This is a genomic window from Paraburkholderia dinghuensis, assembly GCF_003837865.1.
Lineage (GTDB): Bacteria > Pseudomonadota > Gammaproteobacteria > Burkholderiales > Burkholderiaceae > Paraburkholderia > Paraburkholderia dinghuensis.
This window is the reverse complement of sequence record NZ_RQIS01000001.1, coordinates 52,764-74,017: the sequence shown is the minus strand read 5'-3', so window position 1 is coordinate 74,017 and position 21,254 is coordinate 52,764. Positions and strand designations below refer to the sequence as shown.

Here is a 21,254-nt window from a genome sequence, read left to right as displayed (position 1 = left end):
ACATGACCGAACGAACCGAACCGGCGGGCAAGCCTGCAGGTCCCATTGAGTCGCTGAATCCGCGCGATCTCGATATTTTCGAATTTGCGCGTAGCGCTCGCGAGGCCGCAGGAGCGGTGCGTCTGTCGCAACTGCCGCGCATGTTAAACGAAGTCCCGGTCGACGCGCCAGATCGTGACACCGTGTTCACGTGGCAGGCGGCAGGTTTCACGCAGCCGGAATTGCAGGACGACGGCGCCGAGGGTCAGCAGCCCTATCTGCGGCTCGCGATTCACGGTACCGCGTGGTTGACGTGTCAGCGTTGCCTCGCTCCCAGCGAGCAGGCGTTCAACGCTGACCCTGTCTTCCGTATCGTCCAGACGGAAGACGAAGCGGACGAGTTTCCGCTCGACGACGATGAAGCCGAAGTGATCGTAGGCTCGCGCCATTTCGATCTCGTCGACTTGATCGAAGAGGAGCTGTTGCTTGCGCTGCCGCTCGTGCCGAAGCACGAGGTCTGTCCGGCAATCCACGAAAGTCTTGCCTCGGGTGCCGACGGCGCGGACGGCGTGGATTCAGTGGACGATTTGCCGGAGCAGGAAATCGAAGCGGAGGAGCGCGTCAACCCGTTTGCGGCGCTCGAATCGCTGAAGAAGGACGGTCCCGGCGGCAAGCACTGAAGCGGCCGCAGGCGGCGGGCAGCATTGGCGCAGTACTCGCGCAGCTTTAGTGCGGTTTCGGCGCAGTTTCAGCGCAGTTTCAGATTTGTGGGCCTCGTCCCGGCGTCAGGTCATCCCCAGGGTGGCGGCTGCTGGATCGGGCTGTGATAGAATTCGCAAAATTTCTCAGGAGTTATCATGGCAGTTCAACAAAACAAGAAGTCGCCGTCGAAGCGCGGCATGCACCGCTCGCACGACTTCCTCACGGGCGCTCCGCTGGCTGTCGAGCCGAGCACGGGTGAAGTGCACCTGCGTCACCACGTCAGCCCGAACGGCTACTACCGCGGCAAGAAAGTCGTCAAGACCAAGAACGATTAATCGTTGCACTGTGCGGCGCCAGGTGGGGGACCACGCGGTGCCGTGCATGGCGATTCTGTTCGCTTGACTATATTCCGGCTCGGCAAAAAAGGCGGCATTCATCTGCCGCTTTTTTGTGCCTGAAATCCGTCGCATTCCATGACTGTTACGCTCACGATTGATTGCATGGGAGGCGACCACGGTCCGTCCGTGACGGTGCCTGCCGCAGTCAGTTTCGTCCGCCTGCATCCCGATGCGCGTCTTATGCTCGTCGGTATCGAAACGGCGATCCGCGCCCAGTTGAAGAAGCTGAAGGCGCTGGACAATCCTGCGCTCTCCATCGTTCCCGCCACCGAGGTTGTCGAAATGGACGACCCGGTCGAGGTCGCACTGCGCAAGAAGAAAGACTCGTCGATGCGCGTCGCGCTCAATCGCGTGAAGGACGGCGAGGCGCAGGCCTGCGTGTCCGCCGGCAACACTGGCGCGTTGATGGCCGTGTCGCGCTACGTGCTCAAGACGCTGCCTGGCATCGAACGCCCGGCCATCGCATCCGCGATGCCCACGCCCACTGGTTACACCACGGTCCTCGACCTCGGCGCCAACGTCGACTGCGAGCCGCAGCATCTGCTCCAGTTCGCGGAGATGGGCCATGCGCTCGTCGCAGCGCTCGAGGGCAAGGAGCGCCCAAGCATAGGGCTCCTGAATATCGGCGAAGAGGTCATCAAGGGCAACGACACCATCAAGCGCGCGGGTGAACTGCTGCGCGCGAGCACGCTGAACTTCTTCGGTAACGTGGAAGGCAACGACATTTACAAGGGCACCGTCGACGTGATCGTCTGTGACGGTTTCGTTGGGAATGTCGCGCTGAAGACATCCGAGGGGCTCGCGCAGATGCTCAGCAATGCGCTCAGGGAAGAGTTCAGCCGCTCGTGGCTCACGAAGCTGATGGCGCTCGCAGCGATGCGCGTGCTCAAGCGCTTCGGGAAACGTTTCGACCATCGCCGGTACAACGGCGCGGCGCTGCTCGGCCTGAAAAGTGTCGTTATCAAGAGCCACGGCTCCGCGGACGCTTACGCGTTTGAGTGGGCGATCAAACGCGGGTATGATGCCGTCAAAAATGGCGTGCTGGAACGCCTCGCGCATGCCATGGACGAGAACTCCGGATCGCTCGAACGGGCGGCCGACGCGTCTGCCAGCGGCCATTCTGGCGACCCGCTTCCGGGAGGAATTCCGCCCGGAACCGCATCTTCCCCGAAGGCATAATGACTCAACCGACTCTATTTTCCCGCGTGCTCGGCACGGGCAGCTATCTTCCGTCTGATCGCGTCACCAATCAGGCGCTGGCTGAACGTCTCGCCGCGAAGGGCGTCGAGACGAGCGATGAGTGGATCGTCGCCCGCACGGGCATACACGCGCGCTACTTTGCCGCGCCCGACCAGACCACGAGCGATCTCGCATTCGCCGCATCGCAGCGCGCGATCGAGGCTGCCGACGTCGACCCGCAGTCGATCGACCTGATCATCGTCGCGACTTCCACGCCTGATTTCGTGTTTCCGAGCACCGCCTGCCTGCTGCAGAACAAGCTCGGCATCCGCAATCACGGCGCGGCGTTCGACGTCCAGGCGGTGTGCGCGGGCTTTGCCTACGCCGTTTCGATCGCCGACAGTCTGATTCGCAGCGGGCAGCATCGCACGGCGCTCATCGTCGGCGCGGAGACCTTCTCGCGCATCCTCGATTTCAACGACCGCACCACGTGCGTGCTGTTTGGCGACGGCGCTGGCGCCATCGTGCTGCAGGCATCCGACAAGCCGGGCGTGCTGTCGAGCGCGCTCCACGCCGACGGCAGCTACGCGCATATTCTCTGCACGCCGGGCCATGTGAATGGTGGCGTGGTCGCTGGCAACGCGTTCCTGCACATGGACGGCCAGGCCGTGTTCAAGCTCGCGGTGAACGTGCTGGAGAAAGTCGCTATCGAGGCGCTGGAAAAGGCACAGCTCAAACCCGAGCAGATCGACTGGCTGATTCCGCACCAGGCAAACATCCGCATCATGCAGGGCACCTGCCGCAAGCTCGGCCTCCCCGCCGAGCGCATGGTCGTCACGGTCGGCGATCACGGCAACACGTCGGCGGCGTCCATCCCGCTCGCATTGGACGTCGCCGTGCGCGACGGCCGTGTCAAGCGTGGCGACAACGTGCTGATCGAAGGCGTCGGCGGTGGTTTTACCTGGGGCGCTTCCGTCATCCGTTATTGATTTTGACTGGGCGCGTAGCGCCACGCCTGCTTGCCGGCGCGCGCAATGCGCGCGGCTCGCCGCAGCGCGCCGCCCGTCTGCATTGAACGAATTTGGGGACGTTATGAAATTCGCATTTGTCTTTCCCGGCCAGGGCTCACAGGCAGTCGGCATGCTGGACGCTTTTGCCGATAGCGCCATCGTGCGTGAAACGCTGCAGGAAGCCTCCGATGCCCTCAACCAGGATCTCGGCAAGCTGATCGCCGAAGGCCCGGCCGACGAATTGAACCTCACGACCAACACGCAGCCGGTCATGCTGAGCGCTGCTTATGCTGTCTACCGTGCCTGGCAACAGGCGGGTGGTCCGCAGCCGGCGATCGTTGCTGGCCACAGCCTCGGCGAATACACGGCGCTCGTCGCTGCCGGCGTGCTCGCGTTTCGCGACGCCGTGCCGCTCGTGCGCTTCCGTGCCCAGGCGATGCAGAGCGCGGTGCCGGTAGGCGAGGGCGGCATGGCCGCCGTGCTCGGCCTCGACGATGACACCGTTCGCGCAGTCTGTGCAGAAGCCTCGGCCGCGGGTGGCGTAGTCGAAGCCGTGAACTTCAACGCGCCGGCGCAAGTCGTGATCGCGGGCCACAAGGCCTCGGTCGAAAAAGCCTGCGAGATTGCCAAGGTGAAGGGCGCGAAGCGTGCGCTCCCGCTGCCGGTCTCGGCGCCGTTCCACTCGTCGCTGCTCAAGCCCGCATCGGACCAGCTGCGCGAGTACCTCTCGAACGTGACGCTCAACGCACCGGCGATTCCCGTCGTGAACAACGTCGACGTGGCGTTCGAAACCGATCCCGCGAAGATCCGCGACGCGCTGGTGCGCCAGGCTGCGGGCCCGGTGCGCTGGGTCGAGTGTGTGCAGGCAATCGCGGCGCAAGGCGTCACCCACGTGATAGAGTGCGGCCCCGGCAAGGTGCTCGCGGGTCTCACGAAGCGCATCGACGGCAACCTCGTGGGCGCCTCGGTGGCGGACCCGAAGTCGCTCGAAGAAGCGCTCAAGCTCGCGACTGCCTGAGTACTTAACACAGCAGTTACCCGGGTCACACTGGCAACGGATACAACCGATGGAAAAGACTCTCGATAATCAAGCGGCGATCGTGACGGGTGCCTCGCGCGGCATCGGCCGGGCGATTGCACTCGAACTGGCGCGCCAGGGCGCGACGGTGATCGGCACCGCGACGAGCGAAGCGGGCGCGCAGGCCATCACGGCGGCGTTCGAAGAAGCGGGCGTAAAGGGCCGCGGTGCGGTGCTCAACGTCAATGACGCGGCGGCGGCCGAGGCGCTGATCGACGCGACCGTGAAGGAATTCGGCGGTCTCGCGATTCTCGTGAACAACGCGGGCATCACGCAGGATAACCTCGCGATGCGGATGAAGGACGACGAGTGGGACGCGGTCATCGACACGAACCTGAAGTCCGTGTTCCGCCTCTCGCGCGCCGTGCTGCGCCCGATGATGAAGGCGCGTACCGGCCGCATCATCAACATCACGTCGGTGGTGGGTTCGTCGGGCAATCCCGGCCAGGCCAACTATGCCGCCGCGAAGGCTGGTGTGGCTGGCATGACGCGCGCGCTGGCCCGCGAAATCGGCAGCCGGGGCATCACCGTGAATTGCGTCGCGCCCGGCTTCATCGACACCGATATGACGAAAGATCTGCCTGCCGAGCAGCAGGCGGCGCTCAAACAGCAGATTCCGCTGGGCCGCCTCGGCAGCCCGGAGGACATCGCTCACGCGGTTGCGTTCCTCGCATCCTCGCAGGCGGGCTACATCACCGGCACGACGCTGCACGTGAACGGTGGCATGTACATGTCGTAACAAGATTCGGGTACTATCCGCGCCTTGATGCGTTTGCTGGATCGCTTTCTCAAACGCCGTCGCGTATAGCACATCTGGAACCTCGAGCGCCGCTTTTCTGCCAGGTTAAACCTGCTAAAATGCGCGCACTCGCATTCATGAACTGACTTTTTCCCTTGGAGGGGTAATGGATAACATCGAACAGCGCGTCAAGAAGATCGTCGCCGAACAACTGGGCGTCGCCGAAGCTGAAATCAAGAACGAAGCATCGTTCGTCAACGATCTGGGCGCCGACTCGCTCGACACCGTCGAACTCGTGATGGCACTCGAAGACGAATTCGGTATGGAAATCCCGGACGAGGAAGCCGAGAAGATCACGACGGTCCAGCAAGCCATCGACTACGCTCGCGCGAACGTCAAGGCCTAAGGGCATTCAGGCGCCAATTGTCCGCGGTTGCGTAGTTGCTTTGAGTTGCCTTTGAGTTGCCTCTGAGGTGCTTCTAAGGGGCTACGCCTGCGTCGCGCAAGCGACCCGCCAGGACTCTCGCCAGTGAACCCGCATGCGAGCGCCGCACTAGCTGGCGCGCTCTTGCCGGTCAAACAGCCACAGGGCTCACAGGAGCATTTCCTGTGGCCTCTGTGGCTTTTGTTTTTGTCATCTATGGAAAAGGGGTTACCGTGAGCCGCCGTCGAGTTGTCGTTACAGGCCTCGGACTAATTTCGCCTGTTGGCAATAATGTTGCCGACGGCTGGGCCAATGTGGTCGCCGGCAAGTCCGGCATTGCCAATATCACGAAGTTCGATGCCACGAACTTTTCGACCCGCTTCGCCGGTGAGGTTAAGGACTTCAACATCGAGGATTACATCCCGGCGAAAGAAGCCCGTCACATGGATACGTTCATCCATTTCGGCATCGCCGCGGGCATCCAGGCGATGCAGGACAGCGGCTTCGAGGTCACCGAAGAGAATGCCGAACGCGTCGGCGTTGTGGTGGGCTCGGGTATCGGCGGCCTGCCGATGATCGAAGTCACGCAGACCGAACTGTTGAACCGCGGTCCGCGCCGTATTTCGCCGTTCTTCGTGCCTGCGTCGATCATCAACATGATCTCCGGCCATCTGTCGATCAAGTATGGCTTCAAGGGCCCGAATCTCTCGATGGTCACGGCCTGCACGACCGGCCTGCATTGCATCGGCGAAGCGTCGCGTCTCATCGAGTACGGCGACGCCGACGTGATGATAGCGGGCGGCGCGGAATCGACCGTTTCGCCGCTCGGCGTCGGCGGTTTCGCGGCAGCGCGTGCGCTCTCGCAGCGCAACGACGATCCTGCGACGGCGAGCCGTCCGTGGGACAAGGACCGCGACGGTTTCGTGCTGGGTGAAGGCGCTGGCGTGATGGTCCTCGAAGAGTACGAGCACGCGAAGAAGCGCGGTGCGAGGATTTACGCGGAAATCACCGGCTACGGCATGAGCGGCGACGCGTATCACATGACCGCGCCGCTCGAAGACGGCGACGGCGCACGCCGCTGCATGCTGGCGGCAATGCGCAACGCACGCATCAACGCCGACGAGGTGAACTGGCTGAATGCGCACGGCACGTCGACGCCGCTTGGCGACCTCGCGGAAACGATCGCGATCAAGCGCGCGTTCGGTGACCACGCGAAGGACATCGTCGTGAATTCGACGAAGTCGATGACCGGGCACCTGCTCGGCGGCGCTGGCGGTCTCGAATCGGTGTTCTCGGTGCTTGCCGTGCACAACCAGATCTCGCCACCGACGATCAACATCTTCAACCAGGACCCCGAATGCGACCTGGACTACTGCGCGAACACCGCGCGGGAGATGAAGATCGACGTCGCGCTGAAGAACTCATTCGGGTTCGGCGGCACGAACGGCACGCTGGTCATCAAGCGCCACGTTTGACCCTCATCGACGATCAAGCGGCTGCGCCGGATTCCCCGGCCAGCTGCGATTCCTCTTTCCTCTCGCGGCGCGTTGACGTGCCGCGCATCATGTTGCGCCAGTCCGTGGCGCTTCATCTCGTTCTTGCTACCGCTATCGGCATCGCAGTGGCGGCGGTCTATACGACACTGGCGCCCTGGCTTGGCGCCGCGCGCTCCGTCCTGCCTACACTGGCTTTCCTTGCCGTCTGCGGGCTGGCAGCCGCGGCCTGGCGTCGCAAGCAACCCGTTTTCGTCGAAATCGGGTCGGATTCGATCGCGGCCTGCTCGCGCGATGGTGCCCGTATTGAGCGGGGGCGTTTGACTGGTGCATCCCAGTGGGGCACCAGCCTGCTCGCGCTGGATCTGCGAGGAGGCAAGCGGCGCGCAACCGTGCTGATTGCCGCCGATGCGCTCGACTCCGAGGCTTTTCGCGCGCTGGCCGTCCGGGCGCGCTGCGCCGCCGGACGGTGAGCGCCCATCCTGCTCCGACAGTAAGCGACGACACTCGCTGTAAAGACTGTAACCGGTGATATTCGCGTAACGTGATGGGTGAGCGGGGGGCGCTACAATGGTCGCCCCGCGTCTACCATGAGCTAACGGATTTTTCAGGTGAGCGAAAAAGAAATCGACCAGGTACTTGTTGAACGTGTGCAGAATGGCGACAAGGCCGCGTTCGAGCTTCTGGTCTCGAAATACCACCGCAAGATCATCCGTCTGATCTCGCGCCTCGTGCGGGATCCCGCGGAGGTCGAGGACGTGGCGCAGGACGCCTTTATCAAGGCGTACCGGGCGTTGCCGCAGTTTCGCGGCGAATCGGCTTTCTATACGTGGTTGTACCGGATTGCGGTCAATACGGCGAAGAACTACCTTGCGACCCAGGGAAGACGTGCCCCCACATCTACCGAAGCAGATGCAGAAGAAGCTGAAACTTTCTCGGACGCCGATCAACTAAGGGATATCAATACGCCCGAGTCGATGTTGATGAGCAAGCAGATCGCCGAGACGGTCAATGCCGCCATGGCGCTTTTGCCGGAAGAACTGCGCACCGCCATTACGCTTCGGGAAATTGAAGGTTTGAGCTACGAGGAAATTGCTGAGATGATGGGTTGCCCGATCGGCACCGTCAGATCGCGAATTTTTCGTGCGCGCGAGGCCATTGCGGCAAAATTGCGTCCGTTGCTGGACACTCCGGAGGGCAAGCGCTGGTAGCGGATAACCCGCTCAGCGTGTCCTTCGGGCGCGGATACGATTCACGGGGTTGGTGTCGGTTGCTGTCTCTATGGGGCAGTTAGTCAGGGAATGGGGAGCATCATGGGATCGGTCTCGATGCAATCGGTGTCAGGCTCGCGCGGCGAGCGTCTGTCCGCGTTCGTCGACGGGGAATTGCCCGCCGGTGAGCATCCGAACGGTGTTTTTGCTGAACTCGATCAAGCCGATTACGCGGCGTGGTCCGTGTATCACTTGATCGGCGATGTGCTGCGTTCGGACGACCTCGCGGTCAAGCCGGCCGCGAGCCAGTCGTTCATGGCGGGCTTCGCCGCGCGCTTCGAGGCCGAGCCGCATGTGCTGGCGCCCGCGGCGCTGCCGGCCAGCCGCGTCAGTCGCATCCTCGCGCTGCGTCACCGCGTTGTCCCCACGCTTGCGGTTGCCGCTGCGGCTGCTACGCTCACGTGGATCGTCGTGCCGCAGATGCACGGCGTTGGCGTCGGCGGCGGCACGCAGGTTGCGTCGGTGGCCTCGTCGCAAGGCAACGGAGTCCAGCGTGTCGCGATGAACGCAGCGCCAGTGCAGACCGCCGCGACCCAGGATGGCAACTTCATTCGCGACGCGCGCCTCGACGCGTATCTGGAGGCACATCAGCAGTTCGCCCAGCAACCGGTGATGCTGGATTCCATGCCGCTGATCCGGGCTGCCGCCATTCCGGCGCAACCCGCGCAACACCAGTGAGTCTGATGCAGACATTGCGGTTCAATAAAACGACGAATTGGGGGCGGCTGCCGGCATTCCTGTGCTGCGCGGCCGTATTGCTAACCGCTCTGCCTGTGGTCGCGAGCACGCCGCAGGGGGCGTCGACTCCCGATGCTGCAGCGCAGCAAGGCGCGGCTCACTGGCTCGATCGCGTCCACCAGGCCGCCCAGCAGCAAAACTACGAAGGTACGTTTGTCTATCAGCGCGGCGCGTTCGTGCAGTCGTCGCGGATCACGCATTTCGCGACGAAGACCGACGGCGAGTATGAGCAGCTGGAAAGCCTCGAAGGCAAGCCGCGCAAGCTCTTCCGTCACAACGACGACGTTTATACGTTCGTGCCCGAGCGCAAACTTCTCGTCGTCGAGAAGCGCCAGAACAAGGATGCCTTCCCGGCGCTGCTGTCCACGAGTGCTGCCCAGGTGCTGTCCGTCTACACCCCGAAGATGCTCGGCACCGACCGTGTTGCGGGCATCGACAGCAAGGTCATCGAACTCGATCCGAAGGACGCTTACCGCTTCGCCTACAAGTTCTGGGCCGACGCCAAAACGGGTCTCCTGTTGCGCGCGCAGACGATCGATCCCTCGACCGGGCAGGTACTGGAACAGCTTGCGTTTACGCAGGTTCGTATTGGCGTGCCACTGGACAACGCCGCGATCATCAACGGCATGCGCAATACGGCTGGCTGGAACGTCGTGCACCCGCCGCTCGAGCCGGTCGACATGGAGGCGCAGGGCTGGCGTTTCGGCACGACGGTGCCGGGGTTCCGCAAAATTCGCGAACTGCGCCGCCCCATGGCTGCCAGCGACTCGAGCGATCCGCCCATTCCCGTCGATCAGGCCGTTTTTTCGGACGGACTCGCCGCTATCTCAATTTTCGTTGAGCCGGTCGCGCACAACAATCGCAAGGAAGGCTCGGGCAGCGACGGCGCTACCCACGTCCTCGTGAAGCGTAGTGGCGACTACTGGATCACCTTGCTCGGCGAAGTGCCCCAGACCACGTTGCAGCAGTTCGCGTCTGCCATAGAATATAAGGCTCCTAGGTAAAATCCTTCGGCTGACTACAAAATGACGATTCTTCCGCTGCGCAAATTGTTCGCGGCCGCGGTGCTTGCGGCGTGCCTGCCGTTTGCACCGCATGTGGCGTCGGCGGCACCTGCCGCCAACTTGCCCGATTTCACCGATCTCGTCGACAAGGTCGGACCATCCGTCGTCAACATCCGTACCACGACGCGCGTGAGTTCCGTGCAGCGCGGCCTGCCACCGGGCGTGGACAACGGCGACATGTCGGAATTTTTCCGCCGTTTCTTCGGCATTCCACTGCCTCAGGGGCCGCAGGGCCAGGTGCCGCGCGGTGGGCAGCAGGGTGACCAGGATCAGCCGACGCCCGATAACGGCGGTAACGACCCCGAGCAGAGCAGCGGTGTCGGCTCGGGCTTCATCCTGTCGAGTGATGGCTATGTGATGACCAACGCGCACGTCATCGACGACGCTGACACCATCTACGTCACGCTCACCGACAAGCGCGAGTTCAAGGCGAAGCTGATCGGCGTCGATGAGCGCACGGACGTCGCCGTCGTCAAGATTCAGGCGAGCAATCTGCCGGCCGTGACTATCGGCGATTCGAGGAAGCTGCGTGTCGGCGAGTGGGTCGTTGCGATCGGTTCGCCGTTCGGGCTCGAAAACACCGTCACGGCGGGCATCGTCAGCGCCAAGGGTCGCGACACGGGCGACTATCTGCCGTTCATCCAGACCGACGTGGCTGTGAACCCGGGCAATTCGGGTGGTCCGCTCATCAACATGCAGGGCGAGGTCATCGGCATCAACTCGCAGATCTACAGTCGGACCGGCGGCTTCATGGGCATCTCGTTCGCGATTCCGATCGACGAAGCGATGCGCGTCGCCGATCAACTGGAGCGGTCCGGCAAGGTCACGCGCGGTCGCATCGCGGTGGCGATCGGCGAGGTGACGAAGGACGTTGCCGACTCGCTCGGGTTGCCGAAGGCGCAGGGCGCACTGGTGTCGAGCGTCGAGCCAGGTGGCCCGGCCGATAAGGCCGGCGTCCAGCCGGGCGACATTATCACGAAATTCAACGGCCAGTCCGTCGACGCTGCGACGGACCTGCCGCGCATGGTTGGCGACACGAAGCCGGGCACCAAGGCGACGATCACGGTCTGGCGCAAGGGACAGACGCGCGAACTGCCGATCACGATTGCCGAAATGCAGACCGAGAAGTCGGCGAAGGGCGACCTGAAGAAGGCGCCGGAGCCGAAGCCGCGCGCTTCGAATGTGCTTGGCCTCTCCGTGGCGGAGATTCCGGCCGATCAGTTGGCGCAATTGAAGATCAAGGGCGGCGTGCTGGTGGATTCTGTCGACGGCCCGGCGGCACGCGCCGGTCTGCAGAAGGGCGACATCATCCTGCGAGTGGGCGACACCGATATCACGGGCGTGAAGCAGTTCCAGGAAGTGACCTCGCGCCTCGATCCGCAGAAGATGGTGGCCGTTCTCGTACGGCGCGGCGACAACACGCAGTTCGTGCCGGTCCGGCCGCACAGCCCGGCACAGAAATGACGAAAATGCCGACGCAAGCGCCGACACAAGCCTCAACGCCGATGCCTGCGCAGGCAAGCGTGGGCGCGCCGCACCTGGTGCTGTATGGCCGCGCATGGTGTCATCTGTGCGACGACATGCGCGCGGCGCTCGAGCCGTTTGCCGCGGCAGCGGGGGCGCGGGTCGATGTCATCGACGTCGATTCTGACCCCGCATTGGAGGCCCGCTACGACGAACTCGTACCTGTGCTCGTGTGCAATGGCGTCGAGTTGTGCCACTACTGGCTTGACGAGGCGCGTGTGCGCGAAGCGCTAGGGCTTGGCGCCTGAATGCACGTCCGCGCAGCGACGCACGCGCTCAACATACCGTGCCGTGCCGCCGCGCCCGCGCTGCCGTACGAGCCTCATCCTCCCGGACTCTGCCGGCCGCACCCCTTTTCGGCTAAAATAGTCCGGTTTTTCATCTGTTTACGAGGCGTGCTCTGCATTTCGTCTGGGCGCGCCTTTTCGCTTGATCGGCACTGAATGAATCATATTCGTAACTTCTCGATCATTGCGCACATCGACCATGGCAAGTCGACGCTCGCCGATCGCATCATCCAGCTGTGCGGCGGCTTGTCCGACCGCGAAATGGAAGCCCAGGTGCTCGACTCGATGGATCTCGAGCGCGAACGAGGCATCACGATCAAGGCACAGACCGCCGCGCTGACTTACAAGGCGAAGGATGGCCAGGTCTATAACCTGAACCTCATCGACACGCCGGGCCACGTCGACTTCTCCTACGAGGTGAGCCGCTCGCTTTCCGCGTGCGAGGGCGCACTGCTCGTCGTCGACGCGAGTCAAGGCGTCGAGGCTCAGACGGTGGCGAACTGCTACACGGCGATCGAACTCGGCGTCGAGGTCGTGCCGGTGCTCAACAAGATCGACCTGCCCGCCGCGAATCCCGAGAACGCCATCTCCGAGATCGAGGACGTGATCGGCATCGACGCGACCGACGCCACGCGCTGCAGCGCGAAGACCGGCCTCGGCGTGGACGAAGTGCTCGAAGCGGTAATCGCGAAGGTGCCGCCGCCGAAGGGCGACGCCGATGCGCCGCTGCAGGCGCTCATCATCGACTCGTGGTTCGACAACTACGTCGGCGTCGTGATGCTCGTGCGCATCGTCAACGGCACGCTGCGTCCAAAGGACAAGATCAAGCTGATGGCGACCGGCGCGCAGTATCCGGTCGAGCACGTCGGCGTGTTCACGCCGAAGTCGCGCGATCTGGAGTCGCTGTCCGCAGGGCAGGTGGGCTTCATCATCGCGGGTATCAAGGAACTCGCCGCGACCAAGGTGGGCGACACGGTCACGCACGCGAACAACGGCGCCACCGAACCGTTGCCAGGCTTCAAGGAAGTGAAGCCGCAGGTGTTCGCGGGCCTGTATCCCGTCGAGGCGAACCAGTACGACGCGCTGCGCGAGTCGCTCGAAAAGCTCAAGCTCAACGATGCGTCGCTGCAGTACGAGCCGGAAGTCTCGCAGGCGCTCGGCTTCGGTTTCCGCTGCGGCTTCCTCGGTCTCCTGCACATGGAGATCGTGCAGGAGCGCCTCGAGCGTGAATTCGACATGGACCTCATCACCACGGCGCCTACCGTGGTCTACGAGGTCGTGCAGCGCGACGGCACGACGTTGACGGTCGAGAATCCGGCGAAGATGCCGGACCCGTCGAAGATCGAAGAGATCCGCGAGCCGATCGTCACGGTGAACCTGTACATGCCCCAGGACTATGTGGGCTCGGTCATCACACTCTGTACACAGAAGCGTGGTAGCCAGATCAATATGCAGTACCACGGCCGCCAGGTGCAGTTGACCTACGAAATCCCGATGGCCGAAATCGTGCTCGACTTCTTCGACCGTCTGAAGTCCGTCTCGCGCGGTTATGCATCGATGGACTACGAGTTCAAGGAATACCGCAGTTCCGACGTCGTGAAGGTCGACATGCTGATCAACGGCGACAAGGTCGATGCGCTGTCCATCATCGTGCACCGCTCGCAGTCGCAGTACCGCGGCCGCGAAGTGGCGGCAAAAATGCGCGAGATCATTCCGCGCCAGATGTACGACGTCGCGATCCAGGCGGCGATCGGCGCGCACATCATCGCGCGCGAGAACATCAAGGCGCTGCGCAAGAACGTGCTCGCCAAGTGTTACGGCGGCGACATCACGCGAAAGAAGAAGCTGCTCGAAAAGCAGAAGGAAGGCAAGAAGCGGATGAAGCAGGTCGGTTCCGTCGAAATTCCGCAGGAAGCTTTCCTCGCGATTCTGCGCGTCGAAGACAAATAAGGCTGCTGTAAAGCGCGGTGCTTTTTCGCCGCGCTTTACGCCATATAACGTTGAAAAACGGATAACTACATGAATTTTGCGCTGATCCTTTTTGTGCTCGTGGTCGTTACGGGCGTCGCCTGGGTTGCAGACAAGCTCGTGTTCATGCCGCGTCGTCGCCTTGCCGCCGACGCTGCCGTCGTTGAGTTCGACCGCCAGCAGGCGCGCGTCGGCGAGCGCTTCGCAGACGAGAATGCTCCCACCACGCGCCAGCTACTGCGCAATGAGAAGCTGCGCCAACCGTGGTGGCTCGAGTACACGGCAAGCTTCTTCCCCGTGATCCTGGTCGTGTTCCTCGTGCGCTCGTTCGTCGTGGAGCCGTTCAAGATCCCGTCGGGCTCGATGGTGCCGACGCTGCTCGTGGGTGATTTCATCCTCGTGAACAAGTTCGACTACGGCATCCGTCTGCCGATCACCAATTCGCGGGTCACTCAGGGCCGCCCGCTCGAGCGTGGCGACGTGGTCGTGTTCCGCTATCCGAAAGACGAGTCGGTTGACTACATCAAGCGTGTGATCGGCCTGCCGGGCGATGTCGTCGCGTATCAGGACAAGCAGCTCACGATCAACGGCAAGCCGGTGCCCCAGACGCCGCAGCCGGACTACTTCGACGAAGAGCGCATCGGCTACGCGAAGCAGTTCACCCAGGATCTCTTCGGTCGCAAGAACAACATCCTGAACAATCCCGCTGTGCCGCCGTTCGTCATCGGTGCGGAAGATTTCCCCTATCGCGACAACTGCCAGTACAACGAGCGCGGCGTGATCTGCAAGGTGCCGCAGGGCAACTACTTCATGATGGGCGATAACCGCGATAACAGTGCTGACAGCCGCTATTGGGGCTTCGTGCCGGACGCGAACATCGTGGGCCGTGCGTTCTTTATCTGGATGAACTTCGGCAATCTGCGGCGCATTGGTTCGTTCCAGTAACGACGCGCCAATAGCGCAAGCACGGCACGAACACGCAAGAGCGACACCCGTGCTGATCCGGCCATCGCGCATCGACGACAAGCGTCGGGATGCGCACGGCGTGTTCGCACGCTACTTGAAGAACCCGCGGTAACTTCGCAACATCCACGCCATTTCACCGACCGTCCCGCGTTTCCGTCGGGGCGGTCCGGCGCGTTATACTCTGCCCATGCCCCAATCTCCGTTGGAAAGCCGGTTGCGCTACGAATTTCGCAATGCGGAATTGCTGCGCCAGGCTTTGACCCACCGCAGTCACAGTGCCACGCATAACGAACGCCTCGAGTTTCTCGGCGATTCGGTTCTGAATTGCGCGGTGGCGGCCCTATTGTTCCAGCGTTTTGGCAAGCTGGACGAAGGCGACCTTTCGCGCGTGCGCGCGAATCTGGTCAAGCAGCAATCGCTCTACGAAATTGCTCAGGCCCTTAATATTGCCGACGGCCTGCGGCTCGGCGAGGGCGAACTGCGCAGCGGTGGTTTCCGCCGTCCGTCGATTCTCGCCGACGCGCTGGAGGCGATCTTCGGCGCGATCTTCCTCGATGCCGGCTTCGACGCGGCCCAGACGGTCATCAAGCGACTCTACGTTCCGATCCTCGATCACATCGACCCGCGCACGCTCGGCAAAGACGCGAAGACGCTGCTGCAGGAGTACCTGCAGGGGCACAAGATTGCGCTGCCGACCTATACGGTCGTCGCGACGCATGGTGCGGCGCACAATCAGCAGTTCGAGGTCGAGTGCACGGTACCGAAACTCGACGTGAAGGTCTCCGGTTCCGGCGCGAGCCGCCGAGCGGCCGAGCAGGCCGCGGCCAAGAAGGCACTGGACGAGGTGATGGCGGCGGCTCCCGCTGCCGTCACCAAGCCGCGCCGTTCGAAAGGCGCGCGCGCTGCCAAGGCAGAGCCTGAAGTCGTGCCGGGTGTGACGGGCGTGCAGGGCGCGCTGGATCTGCGAACGCCCGAGCGCCGCGAGCGTTCGGCGCGTGGCGATCGCCAGAGCGTGCCAGCCGGGTTCAGCGACGACGTTCCGCCGCCACAAGCCGCGCCGCTCGCTGTCATTCGCGCGGCGCATGTTCAGGAACGTCCCGCGGAGAAGGCCGAAGGGCTCGCTCCGCGACCGCATTCGAGCGAAAAGCCCGTCGAGCGGAGTATCGGACGGGCCGAGCACGCACCCGACAAATCCGCGGACAAGCCTGTCACTGCCGAGCGCGGCGCCACGTCTGGGCATACATTGCATCGCGTGAGCGCTACGAAGGCCGAGGCGGCTCTGCGCGCCGTCGATCGCGCCGAATCCGGCACGCAAGCGGCCGAACCGCGCCCCGCTGTGCGCGGTCGCGACGGTGCCGAAACGTCTTCCGGCAACCCGACCGAGTCCGCTGGCGAGGCGGGTACCACCGCCGCGTTGCCTGTACGCGCGGCCGACGCCAGCCACTGATCCATCCCGTGCGCGCCGCGCCCGCGAGCGCCGCACCCAATGTCGCTTCAACGTTGCATTCGACGTCGCATTTAACGTATTCCTTGCCTGGTCCGATCATGAACGCTCCCACCTCAACTCCAGCTGGTTTTCGTTGCGGCATGGTCGCGATCGTCGGCCGGCCGAACGTCGGCAAATCGACGCTGATGAACGCCCTCGTCGGTCAGAAGATCAGCATCACATCGCGCAAGGCGCAGACCACGCGTCACCGCATCACGGGCATCAACACGATCGATGACGCGCAGTACGTCTTCGTCGACACGCCCGGTTTCCAGACGCGCCACAGCTCGGCGCTGAACCGCTCGCTGAATCGCGCCGTTACGTCGACGCTCAGTTCCGTCGATGCCGTGCTCTTCGTCATCGAGGCGGGCAGGTTCGGACCGGACGACCAGAAGGTGCTCGACCTGATTCCGCCGAATGCGCCGACGATCCTGATCGCCAACAAGATCGACCGGGTGAGCGACAAGGCGACGCTCTATCCGTTCATCCAGGAAGTGCAGAAACTTCGTGAGTTCCGCGAGATCGTTCCGCTGTCGGCGAAGAATTCCGACGACATCAAACATCTGCTCGCGACGCTCAAGCCGTATCTGCCTGAAGGCGAGCCGATCTACGGCGAGGACGACCTCACCGACCGCAGCGAACGCTTCCTCGCCGCCGAAATCCTGCGCGAGAAAGTGTTCCGCTGGACCGGCGACGAGCTGCCCTACACGAGCACCGTGCTCATCGACAAGTTCGAGCAGGAAGGGCGCCTGCGCCGCATCTTCGCGACGATCCTCGTCGAGCGCGACACCCAGAAGGCGATGGTCATCGGCCAGAAGGGCGCGAAGCTCAAGCAGATCAGCACCGAGGCGCGGCTCGATATGGAAAAGCTGTTCGACGGTCCCGTGTACCTCGAAACCTTCGTGAAGGTGAAGAGCGGCTGGGCCGACAACGAAGCCGGGCTGCGTGCCTATGGGTATGAGTGACGGCGAGACCGTAAGCACTCAAGACGCGTGGACGCCGCCCGACGCACAAGGCGATGAGGCGGCCCTATCGCCGGCACCGTCCGCGCCTGCTGCGCCAAGGCGCAAGCGCGCCAGGGCGCAGTCTTCAACGGGCGACACCGAGGGCGAGGCCGCACAGGCCCCGCGCCGCGCTTCGGTTCCGCGCGCGCCGCGCGGCTCGTCCGTCGACTCGCGCATCGCCGAGCAGCCAGCCTTCGTGCTGCACAGTTATCCGTACCGCGAAACCAGCCTCGTCATCGACGTGCTTTCGCGCGATCACGGCCGCATCGCGCTCGTCGCGAAGGGCGCGAAGCGGCCGCATTCCGCGCTACGCGGCGTGCTGCAGACCTTCCAGCCGCTCGCGCTCTCCTGGACCGGCAAGGGCGAAGTGCGCACGCTCACGGGCGCCGAATGGGTCGGCGGCATGTTGCCGCTCACGGGTGACGCGCTGCTCTGCGGCTTCTACGTGAACGAACTCCTCGTGAAGTTCATCGCGCGCGAAGACCCGCATCCCGAATTGTTCCGCCACTACGTCGTCACGCTTACGCGCCTCGCGCACGACGAGCCGCCCGTGCAGGTGCTGCGCTCGTTCGAGCGCGTGCTTCTGCGCGAGACCGGCTATGCGCTCGCGTTGAATCGCACCGTGAACCGCAAGACCGTGGTCGCCGATGGACGCTACGTTTTCGATCCCGAGCGCGGCGTGCGCGAGTTATCGGACCAGGTGGACCAGCGGGATGAATGGCCGGCACACTGGCCCGTCCTCGCGGGCCAGACGTTGCTCGACATGGAGGAGGACGATTACCATCGACCCCAGACCGTCGCGCAGAGCAAGGCGCTGATGCGTTTTCTCCTGAACACTTACCTTGGCGGAACGCCGCTTGCGACGCGCCAGATCCTGATCGACCTGCAGAACCTATGAGCTTCTTCCTGACTTCGCCTCAAGTGATCGACCTCGGTGTGAACATCGATCACGTCGCCACGTTGCGCAACGCACGCGGCACGACTTATCCCGATCCGATCCGCGCGGCGCTCATGGCCGAAGAGGCGGGTGCCGACGTCATCACGCTGCATCTGCGCGAGGACCGCCGGCATATCGTCGACGCGGACGTGCGCGCGCTGCGCCCGCTTCTGAAAACGCGTATGAATCTCGAATGCGCGGTGACGGCAGAGATGCTCGACATCGCGTGCGAGATCAAGCCGCAGGATGTCTGCCTCGTACCCGAGAAGCGTCAGGAGCTGACGACCGAAGGCGGTCTCGACGTCGCCGGGCATTTCGATGCCGTCGCCGCCGCATGCCGCCAGCTCGCGGACGCGGGCGTGCGCGTGTCGCTCTTCATCGACCCGGATGAAACGCAGATCCGCGCAGCGCACGAGACCGGCGCACCCGTCATCGAACTGCACACCGGACGCTATGCCGAAGCGCATGACGCAGGGGAGCAGGAGCGCGAATACGAGCGCGTCGTGCTTGGCGTGAACTGCGGCATCGGCCTCGGGCTGAAGGTCAACGCCGGCCACGGTCTGCACTATACGAACGTGCAGCAGATCGCGGCGATCGACGGCATCGACGAGCTGAACATCGGCCATGCAATCGTTGCGCACGCCATCTTCGCGGGCTGGGAGAACGCGGTCCGCGAGATGAAGGCGATCATGGTCGCGGCGCGCCTCGGTGCTTGCGCTTGAATCATCACGGCGTCATCGCAGCGTCACCGCAGCGCGCCGCGTCCGCCACACGGGCGGTGCGGATTGTGAATCAGCTGCACATTGAAGAGGGGCATATGTCGATCTACGGCATCGGTACCGACATCGTCCAGGTGAGCCGCGTCGCGGCGGTCATGGAGCGCACGAACGGGCGCTTCGCATCGCGCGTGCTCGGACCGGACGAACTGGCCGTGTACGAGGCGCGCAAGGCGCGCTCGGCGGTGCGTGGGCTCGCGTATCTCTCCACGCGATTTTCGGCGAAAGAGGCGTTCTCGAAGGCAATCGGACTCGGCATGCACATGCCGATGACCTGGCGCGCCGTGCAGACGCTCAACGAGCCGGGCGGCAAGCCGGTGATGGTGGCGTCGGGGCCGCTCGCTCAATGGCTCGACGAGCGTGGCATTACGATGCGCGTGACGATCAGCGACGAGCACGACTATGCCGTCTCGTTCGTCATCGCGGAAGTCTGCGAACCGGGTGAAACGCCCGGACGCGCCGCCGCCCGTTGATTCACCGCCGGGCCGTTTTTATAGAAGACACAACGATGAAGAAACTTCCCGGACTGGTGATGCTCGACGTGGTCGGCAAGACGCTGACCGAAGACGACGTGCGTCGCCTTGCCCACCCGATGACGGGCGGCGTGATCCTGTTCGCGCGCCACTACGAGAACCGCGCGCAACTCGTCGCGCTGACCGACGCGATCCGCGATGTGCGCGATGACCTGCTGATTGCCGTCGATCACGAAGGCGGGCGCGTGCAGCGCTTTCGCACCGATGGATTCACGGTGCTGCCCGCGATGGGGCGCCTCGGCGACCTGTGGGACAAGGACGTGCTGCTCGCGACGAAGCTCGCGACGGCGGTCGGCTATATCCTCGCGAGCGAGTTGCGCGCGTGCGGCATCGACCTGTCGTTTACGCCCGTGCTCGACCTCGGCTATGGGCACTCTAGCGTGGTGGGGGACCGTGCGTTCCATCGCGATCCGCGCGTGGTCACGATGCTCGCGAAGAGCCTGAACCATGGCCTCGCGCTGGCGGGCATGGCGAATTGCGGCAAGCATTTCCCTGGGCACGGCTGGGCGCAGGCGGACTCGCACGTTGCGGTACCCGTCGACGACAGGCCGCTCGAGGCGATCCTCGGCGAGGATGCGATGCCGTACGACTGGCTCGGACTTTCGCTTGCTGCGGCGATGCCGGGGCATGTGATCTATCCGAAGGTCGATTCGAAGCCAGCGGGTTTCTCGCGCGTCTGGGTACAGGAGATCCTGCGCGGCAAGCTGCGTTTCACGGGCGCGATCTTCAGCGACGATCTTTCGATGGAAGCCGCGCGGCAGGGCGGGACGCTGACCGAAGGCGCGCGCGCCGCACTCGACGCGGGATGCGACATGGTGCTGATCTGCAACCAGCCGGATGAGGCGGAGAAGGTGCTGGACGCGCTGAATATCGTGAGGTCGACGCGCGCCGCGCAGGAGTCGGCGAAGCGCATTCGTCGCTTGCAGCCGCGCGGCAAGGCGATGCGCTGGGACAAGCTCGTCGCGGAGCCGGCCTATCTCGCCGCGCAGACCTTGTTGCGCAGCGCGCTGCCTTGACGTAGCGGTTGAGTGGTTCGCGAGGCGGAGCGTCTCTAACCGGAATGCCGGGATTGCGCGAGCGTAATGGCTCCCTGAATGGCGGCGCGGGCTTGCGGGCTGTTCTTCCAGCAGGTGGCGCCCAGCATTTTCGATGCGCGTGCAACGATGTCCAGTGCGTTCGCCTTGCTCAAATGCGCCAGGGATTCGAAGCCCATCTGCTCTAGCCTTGCAACCACTGTCGGACCGACACCCTTTACGCCAAGAAGCGCCTTACGTTCATCGGGAGGAAATGGCATTTGGGGCACCGGGCAGGATGAAAATGGGAGCGGCGTGACGGGCTATCTATCGGCTTGTGCAGCCGGCAACGCTTCTTCATTCGCTCGACGTGGAATCAGATGGAAATGGACGTGCGATATCTTTTGTCCCGCGACGGCGGCATTGTTTGAACCGAAGTTATATCCACCGACGCCCGGGTCTTCTGCCATAACGGCGTCGCGCACCTGTCGCCCGAGCTCGAATATCGCGTGTTGCTCAGCAGGCGTGAGGTCAAACGTGTCGCCGACGTGCCGCTTGGGCAGAATAAGCGCGTGTAGCCTGCGGACTGGATACTTGTCCCGGATCGCAAAGGCGAGGTCGTTTTCCGCCAGGAGATCGAGATTTGCCCGGTCGCAGAAAATGCATGCACTCATCGTGTCTTATG

Annotated in this window: 24 protein-coding genes; 22 read left to right on the top strand and 2 right to left on the bottom strand. The window is 63.5% G+C overall.

Annotated features, from left to right (window positions below; translation table 11 throughout):
• Positions 1-2: 2 nt before the first annotated feature.
• From D1Y85_RS00355 to nagZ, 22 genes are all read left to right on the top strand, one after another.
• Positions 3-659 carry a DUF177 domain-containing protein gene (locus tag D1Y85_RS00355; RefSeq protein ID WP_124149052.1) on the top strand — a complete coding sequence of 219 codons (657 nt, stop codon included), beginning with the start codon at positions 3-5 and terminating at the stop codon, positions 657-659.
• Between the two features lie 177 nt (positions 660-836).
• On the top strand, positions 837-1,016 hold the full coding sequence (rpmF, locus tag D1Y85_RS00350; protein WP_014191965.1) for a 50S ribosomal protein L32: 180 nt from the start codon (positions 837-839) through the stop codon (positions 1,014-1,016).
• A 138-nt stretch (positions 1,017-1,154) separates the two neighbouring features.
• Positions 1,155-2,258: a phosphate acyltransferase PlsX gene (gene plsX / locus D1Y85_RS00345; protein ID WP_124149051.1), complete on the top strand. Its 1,104-nt coding sequence runs from the start codon at positions 1,155-1,157 to the stop codon at positions 2,256-2,258.
• Positions 2,258-3,247: a beta-ketoacyl-ACP synthase III gene (locus D1Y85_RS00340; protein ID WP_124149050.1), complete on the top strand. Its 990-nt coding sequence runs from the start codon at positions 2,258-2,260 to the stop codon at positions 3,245-3,247. Before plsX ends, D1Y85_RS00340 begins: the two co-directional genes overlap by 1 nt.
• A gap of 103 nt (positions 3,248-3,350) precedes the next feature.
• Positions 3,351-4,286 (top strand): ACP S-malonyltransferase, encoded by a 936-nt coding sequence (fabD, locus tag D1Y85_RS00335; RefSeq protein WP_124149049.1) that lies wholly within the window; start codon positions 3,351-3,353, stop codon positions 4,284-4,286.
• A gap of 49 nt (positions 4,287-4,335) precedes the next feature.
• Positions 4,336-5,085: a 3-oxoacyl-ACP reductase FabG gene (fabG, locus tag D1Y85_RS00330; RefSeq protein WP_124149048.1), complete on the top strand. Its 750-nt coding sequence runs from the start codon at positions 4,336-4,338 to the stop codon at positions 5,083-5,085.
• A gap of 166 nt (positions 5,086-5,251) precedes the next feature.
• Positions 5,252-5,491: an acyl carrier protein gene (acpP, locus tag D1Y85_RS00325; RefSeq protein ID WP_004197638.1), complete on the top strand. Its 240-nt coding sequence runs from the start codon at positions 5,252-5,254 to the stop codon at positions 5,489-5,491.
• 251 nt (positions 5,492-5,742) lie between these two features.
• Entirely contained in the window at positions 5,743-6,984 is a 1,242-nt protein-coding gene (fabF, locus tag D1Y85_RS00320; RefSeq protein WP_124149047.1) for a beta-ketoacyl-ACP synthase II, read from the top strand.
• The gene (locus tag D1Y85_RS00315) at positions 6,981-7,475 is read left to right on the top strand and encodes a protein YgfX (protein WP_124149046.1); all 495 of its coding nucleotides are present in this window, start codon (positions 6,981-6,983) and stop codon (positions 7,473-7,475) included. Before fabF ends, D1Y85_RS00315 begins: the two co-directional genes overlap by 4 nt.
• A 138-nt stretch (positions 7,476-7,613) precedes the next feature.
• Positions 7,614-8,213, top strand: a complete 600-nt coding sequence (gene rpoE, locus D1Y85_RS00310; protein ID WP_124149045.1) for an RNA polymerase sigma factor RpoE — start codon at positions 7,614-7,616, stop codon at positions 8,211-8,213.
• A gap of 102 nt (positions 8,214-8,315) precedes the next feature.
• Positions 8,316-8,951, top strand: coding sequence for a sigma-E factor negative regulatory protein (locus D1Y85_RS00305; RefSeq protein ID WP_124149044.1), 636 nt, complete (start codon positions 8,316-8,318; stop codon positions 8,949-8,951).
• A 5-nt stretch (positions 8,952-8,956) separates the two neighbouring features.
• Positions 8,957-10,015: a MucB/RseB C-terminal domain-containing protein gene (locus tag D1Y85_RS00300; RefSeq protein WP_124149043.1), complete on the top strand. Its 1,059-nt coding sequence runs from the start codon at positions 8,957-8,959 to the stop codon at positions 10,013-10,015.
• Between the two features lie 21 nt (positions 10,016-10,036).
• The gene (locus tag D1Y85_RS00295; RefSeq protein ID WP_124149042.1) at positions 10,037-11,539 is read left to right on the top strand and encodes a DegQ family serine endoprotease; all 1,503 of its coding nucleotides are present in this window, start codon (positions 10,037-10,039) and stop codon (positions 11,537-11,539) included.
• Positions 11,540-11,580: 41 nt separating this feature from the next.
• Positions 11,581-11,847, top strand: a complete 267-nt coding sequence (locus D1Y85_RS00290) for a glutaredoxin family protein (RefSeq protein WP_124149510.1) — start codon at positions 11,581-11,583, stop codon at positions 11,845-11,847.
• A gap of 195 nt (positions 11,848-12,042) precedes the next feature.
• The gene (lepA, locus tag D1Y85_RS00285; protein ID WP_124149041.1) at positions 12,043-13,836 is read left to right on the top strand and encodes a translation elongation factor 4; all 1,794 of its coding nucleotides are present in this window, start codon (positions 12,043-12,045) and stop codon (positions 13,834-13,836) included.
• A 69-nt stretch (positions 13,837-13,905) separates the two neighbouring features.
• Entirely contained in the window at positions 13,906-14,799 is an 894-nt protein-coding gene (gene lepB / locus D1Y85_RS00280) for a signal peptidase I (RefSeq protein ID WP_124149040.1), read from the top strand.
• Between the two features lie 208 nt (positions 14,800-15,007).
• On the top strand, positions 15,008-16,267 hold the full coding sequence (gene rnc / locus D1Y85_RS00275; RefSeq protein WP_124149039.1) for a ribonuclease III: 1,260 nt from the start codon (positions 15,008-15,010) through the stop codon (positions 16,265-16,267).
• 98 nt (positions 16,268-16,365) lie between these two features.
• Entirely contained in the window at positions 16,366-17,271 is a 906-nt protein-coding gene (era, locus tag D1Y85_RS00270; RefSeq protein ID WP_124149038.1) for a GTPase Era, read from the top strand.
• On the top strand, positions 17,258-18,208 hold the full coding sequence (recO, locus tag D1Y85_RS00265) for a DNA repair protein RecO (protein ID WP_246024719.1): 951 nt from the start codon (positions 17,258-17,260) through the stop codon (positions 18,206-18,208). The genes era and recO overlap by 14 nt, the downstream gene beginning before the upstream one ends.
• The gene (gene pdxJ, locus D1Y85_RS00260; protein ID WP_124149037.1) at positions 18,205-18,969 is read left to right on the top strand and encodes a pyridoxine 5'-phosphate synthase; all 765 of its coding nucleotides are present in this window, start codon (positions 18,205-18,207) and stop codon (positions 18,967-18,969) included. Before recO ends, pdxJ begins: the two co-directional genes overlap by 4 nt.
• Before the next feature lie 95 nt (positions 18,970-19,064).
• Positions 19,065-19,496: a holo-ACP synthase gene (gene acpS, locus D1Y85_RS00255; protein WP_124149508.1), complete on the top strand. Its 432-nt coding sequence runs from the start codon at positions 19,065-19,067 to the stop codon at positions 19,494-19,496.
• A 35-nt stretch (positions 19,497-19,531) separates the two neighbouring features.
• On the top strand, positions 19,532-20,572 hold the full coding sequence (gene nagZ / locus D1Y85_RS00250) for a beta-N-acetylhexosaminidase (protein WP_124149036.1): 1,041 nt from the start codon (positions 19,532-19,534) through the stop codon (positions 20,570-20,572).
• A gap of 35 nt (positions 20,573-20,607) precedes the next feature.
• Here nagZ and D1Y85_RS00245 read toward each other — a convergent pair whose 3' ends face one another.
• Positions 20,608-20,850, bottom strand: coding sequence for a helix-hairpin-helix domain-containing protein (locus D1Y85_RS00245; protein WP_124149035.1), 243 nt, complete (start codon positions 20,848-20,850; stop codon positions 20,608-20,610).
• 42 nt (positions 20,851-20,892) lie between these two features.
• Positions 20,893-21,243 carry an HIT family protein gene (locus D1Y85_RS00240; RefSeq protein WP_124149034.1) on the bottom strand — a complete coding sequence of 117 codons (351 nt, stop codon included), beginning with the start codon at positions 21,241-21,243 and terminating at the stop codon, positions 20,893-20,895.
• Positions 21,244-21,254 lie beyond the last annotated feature (11 nt).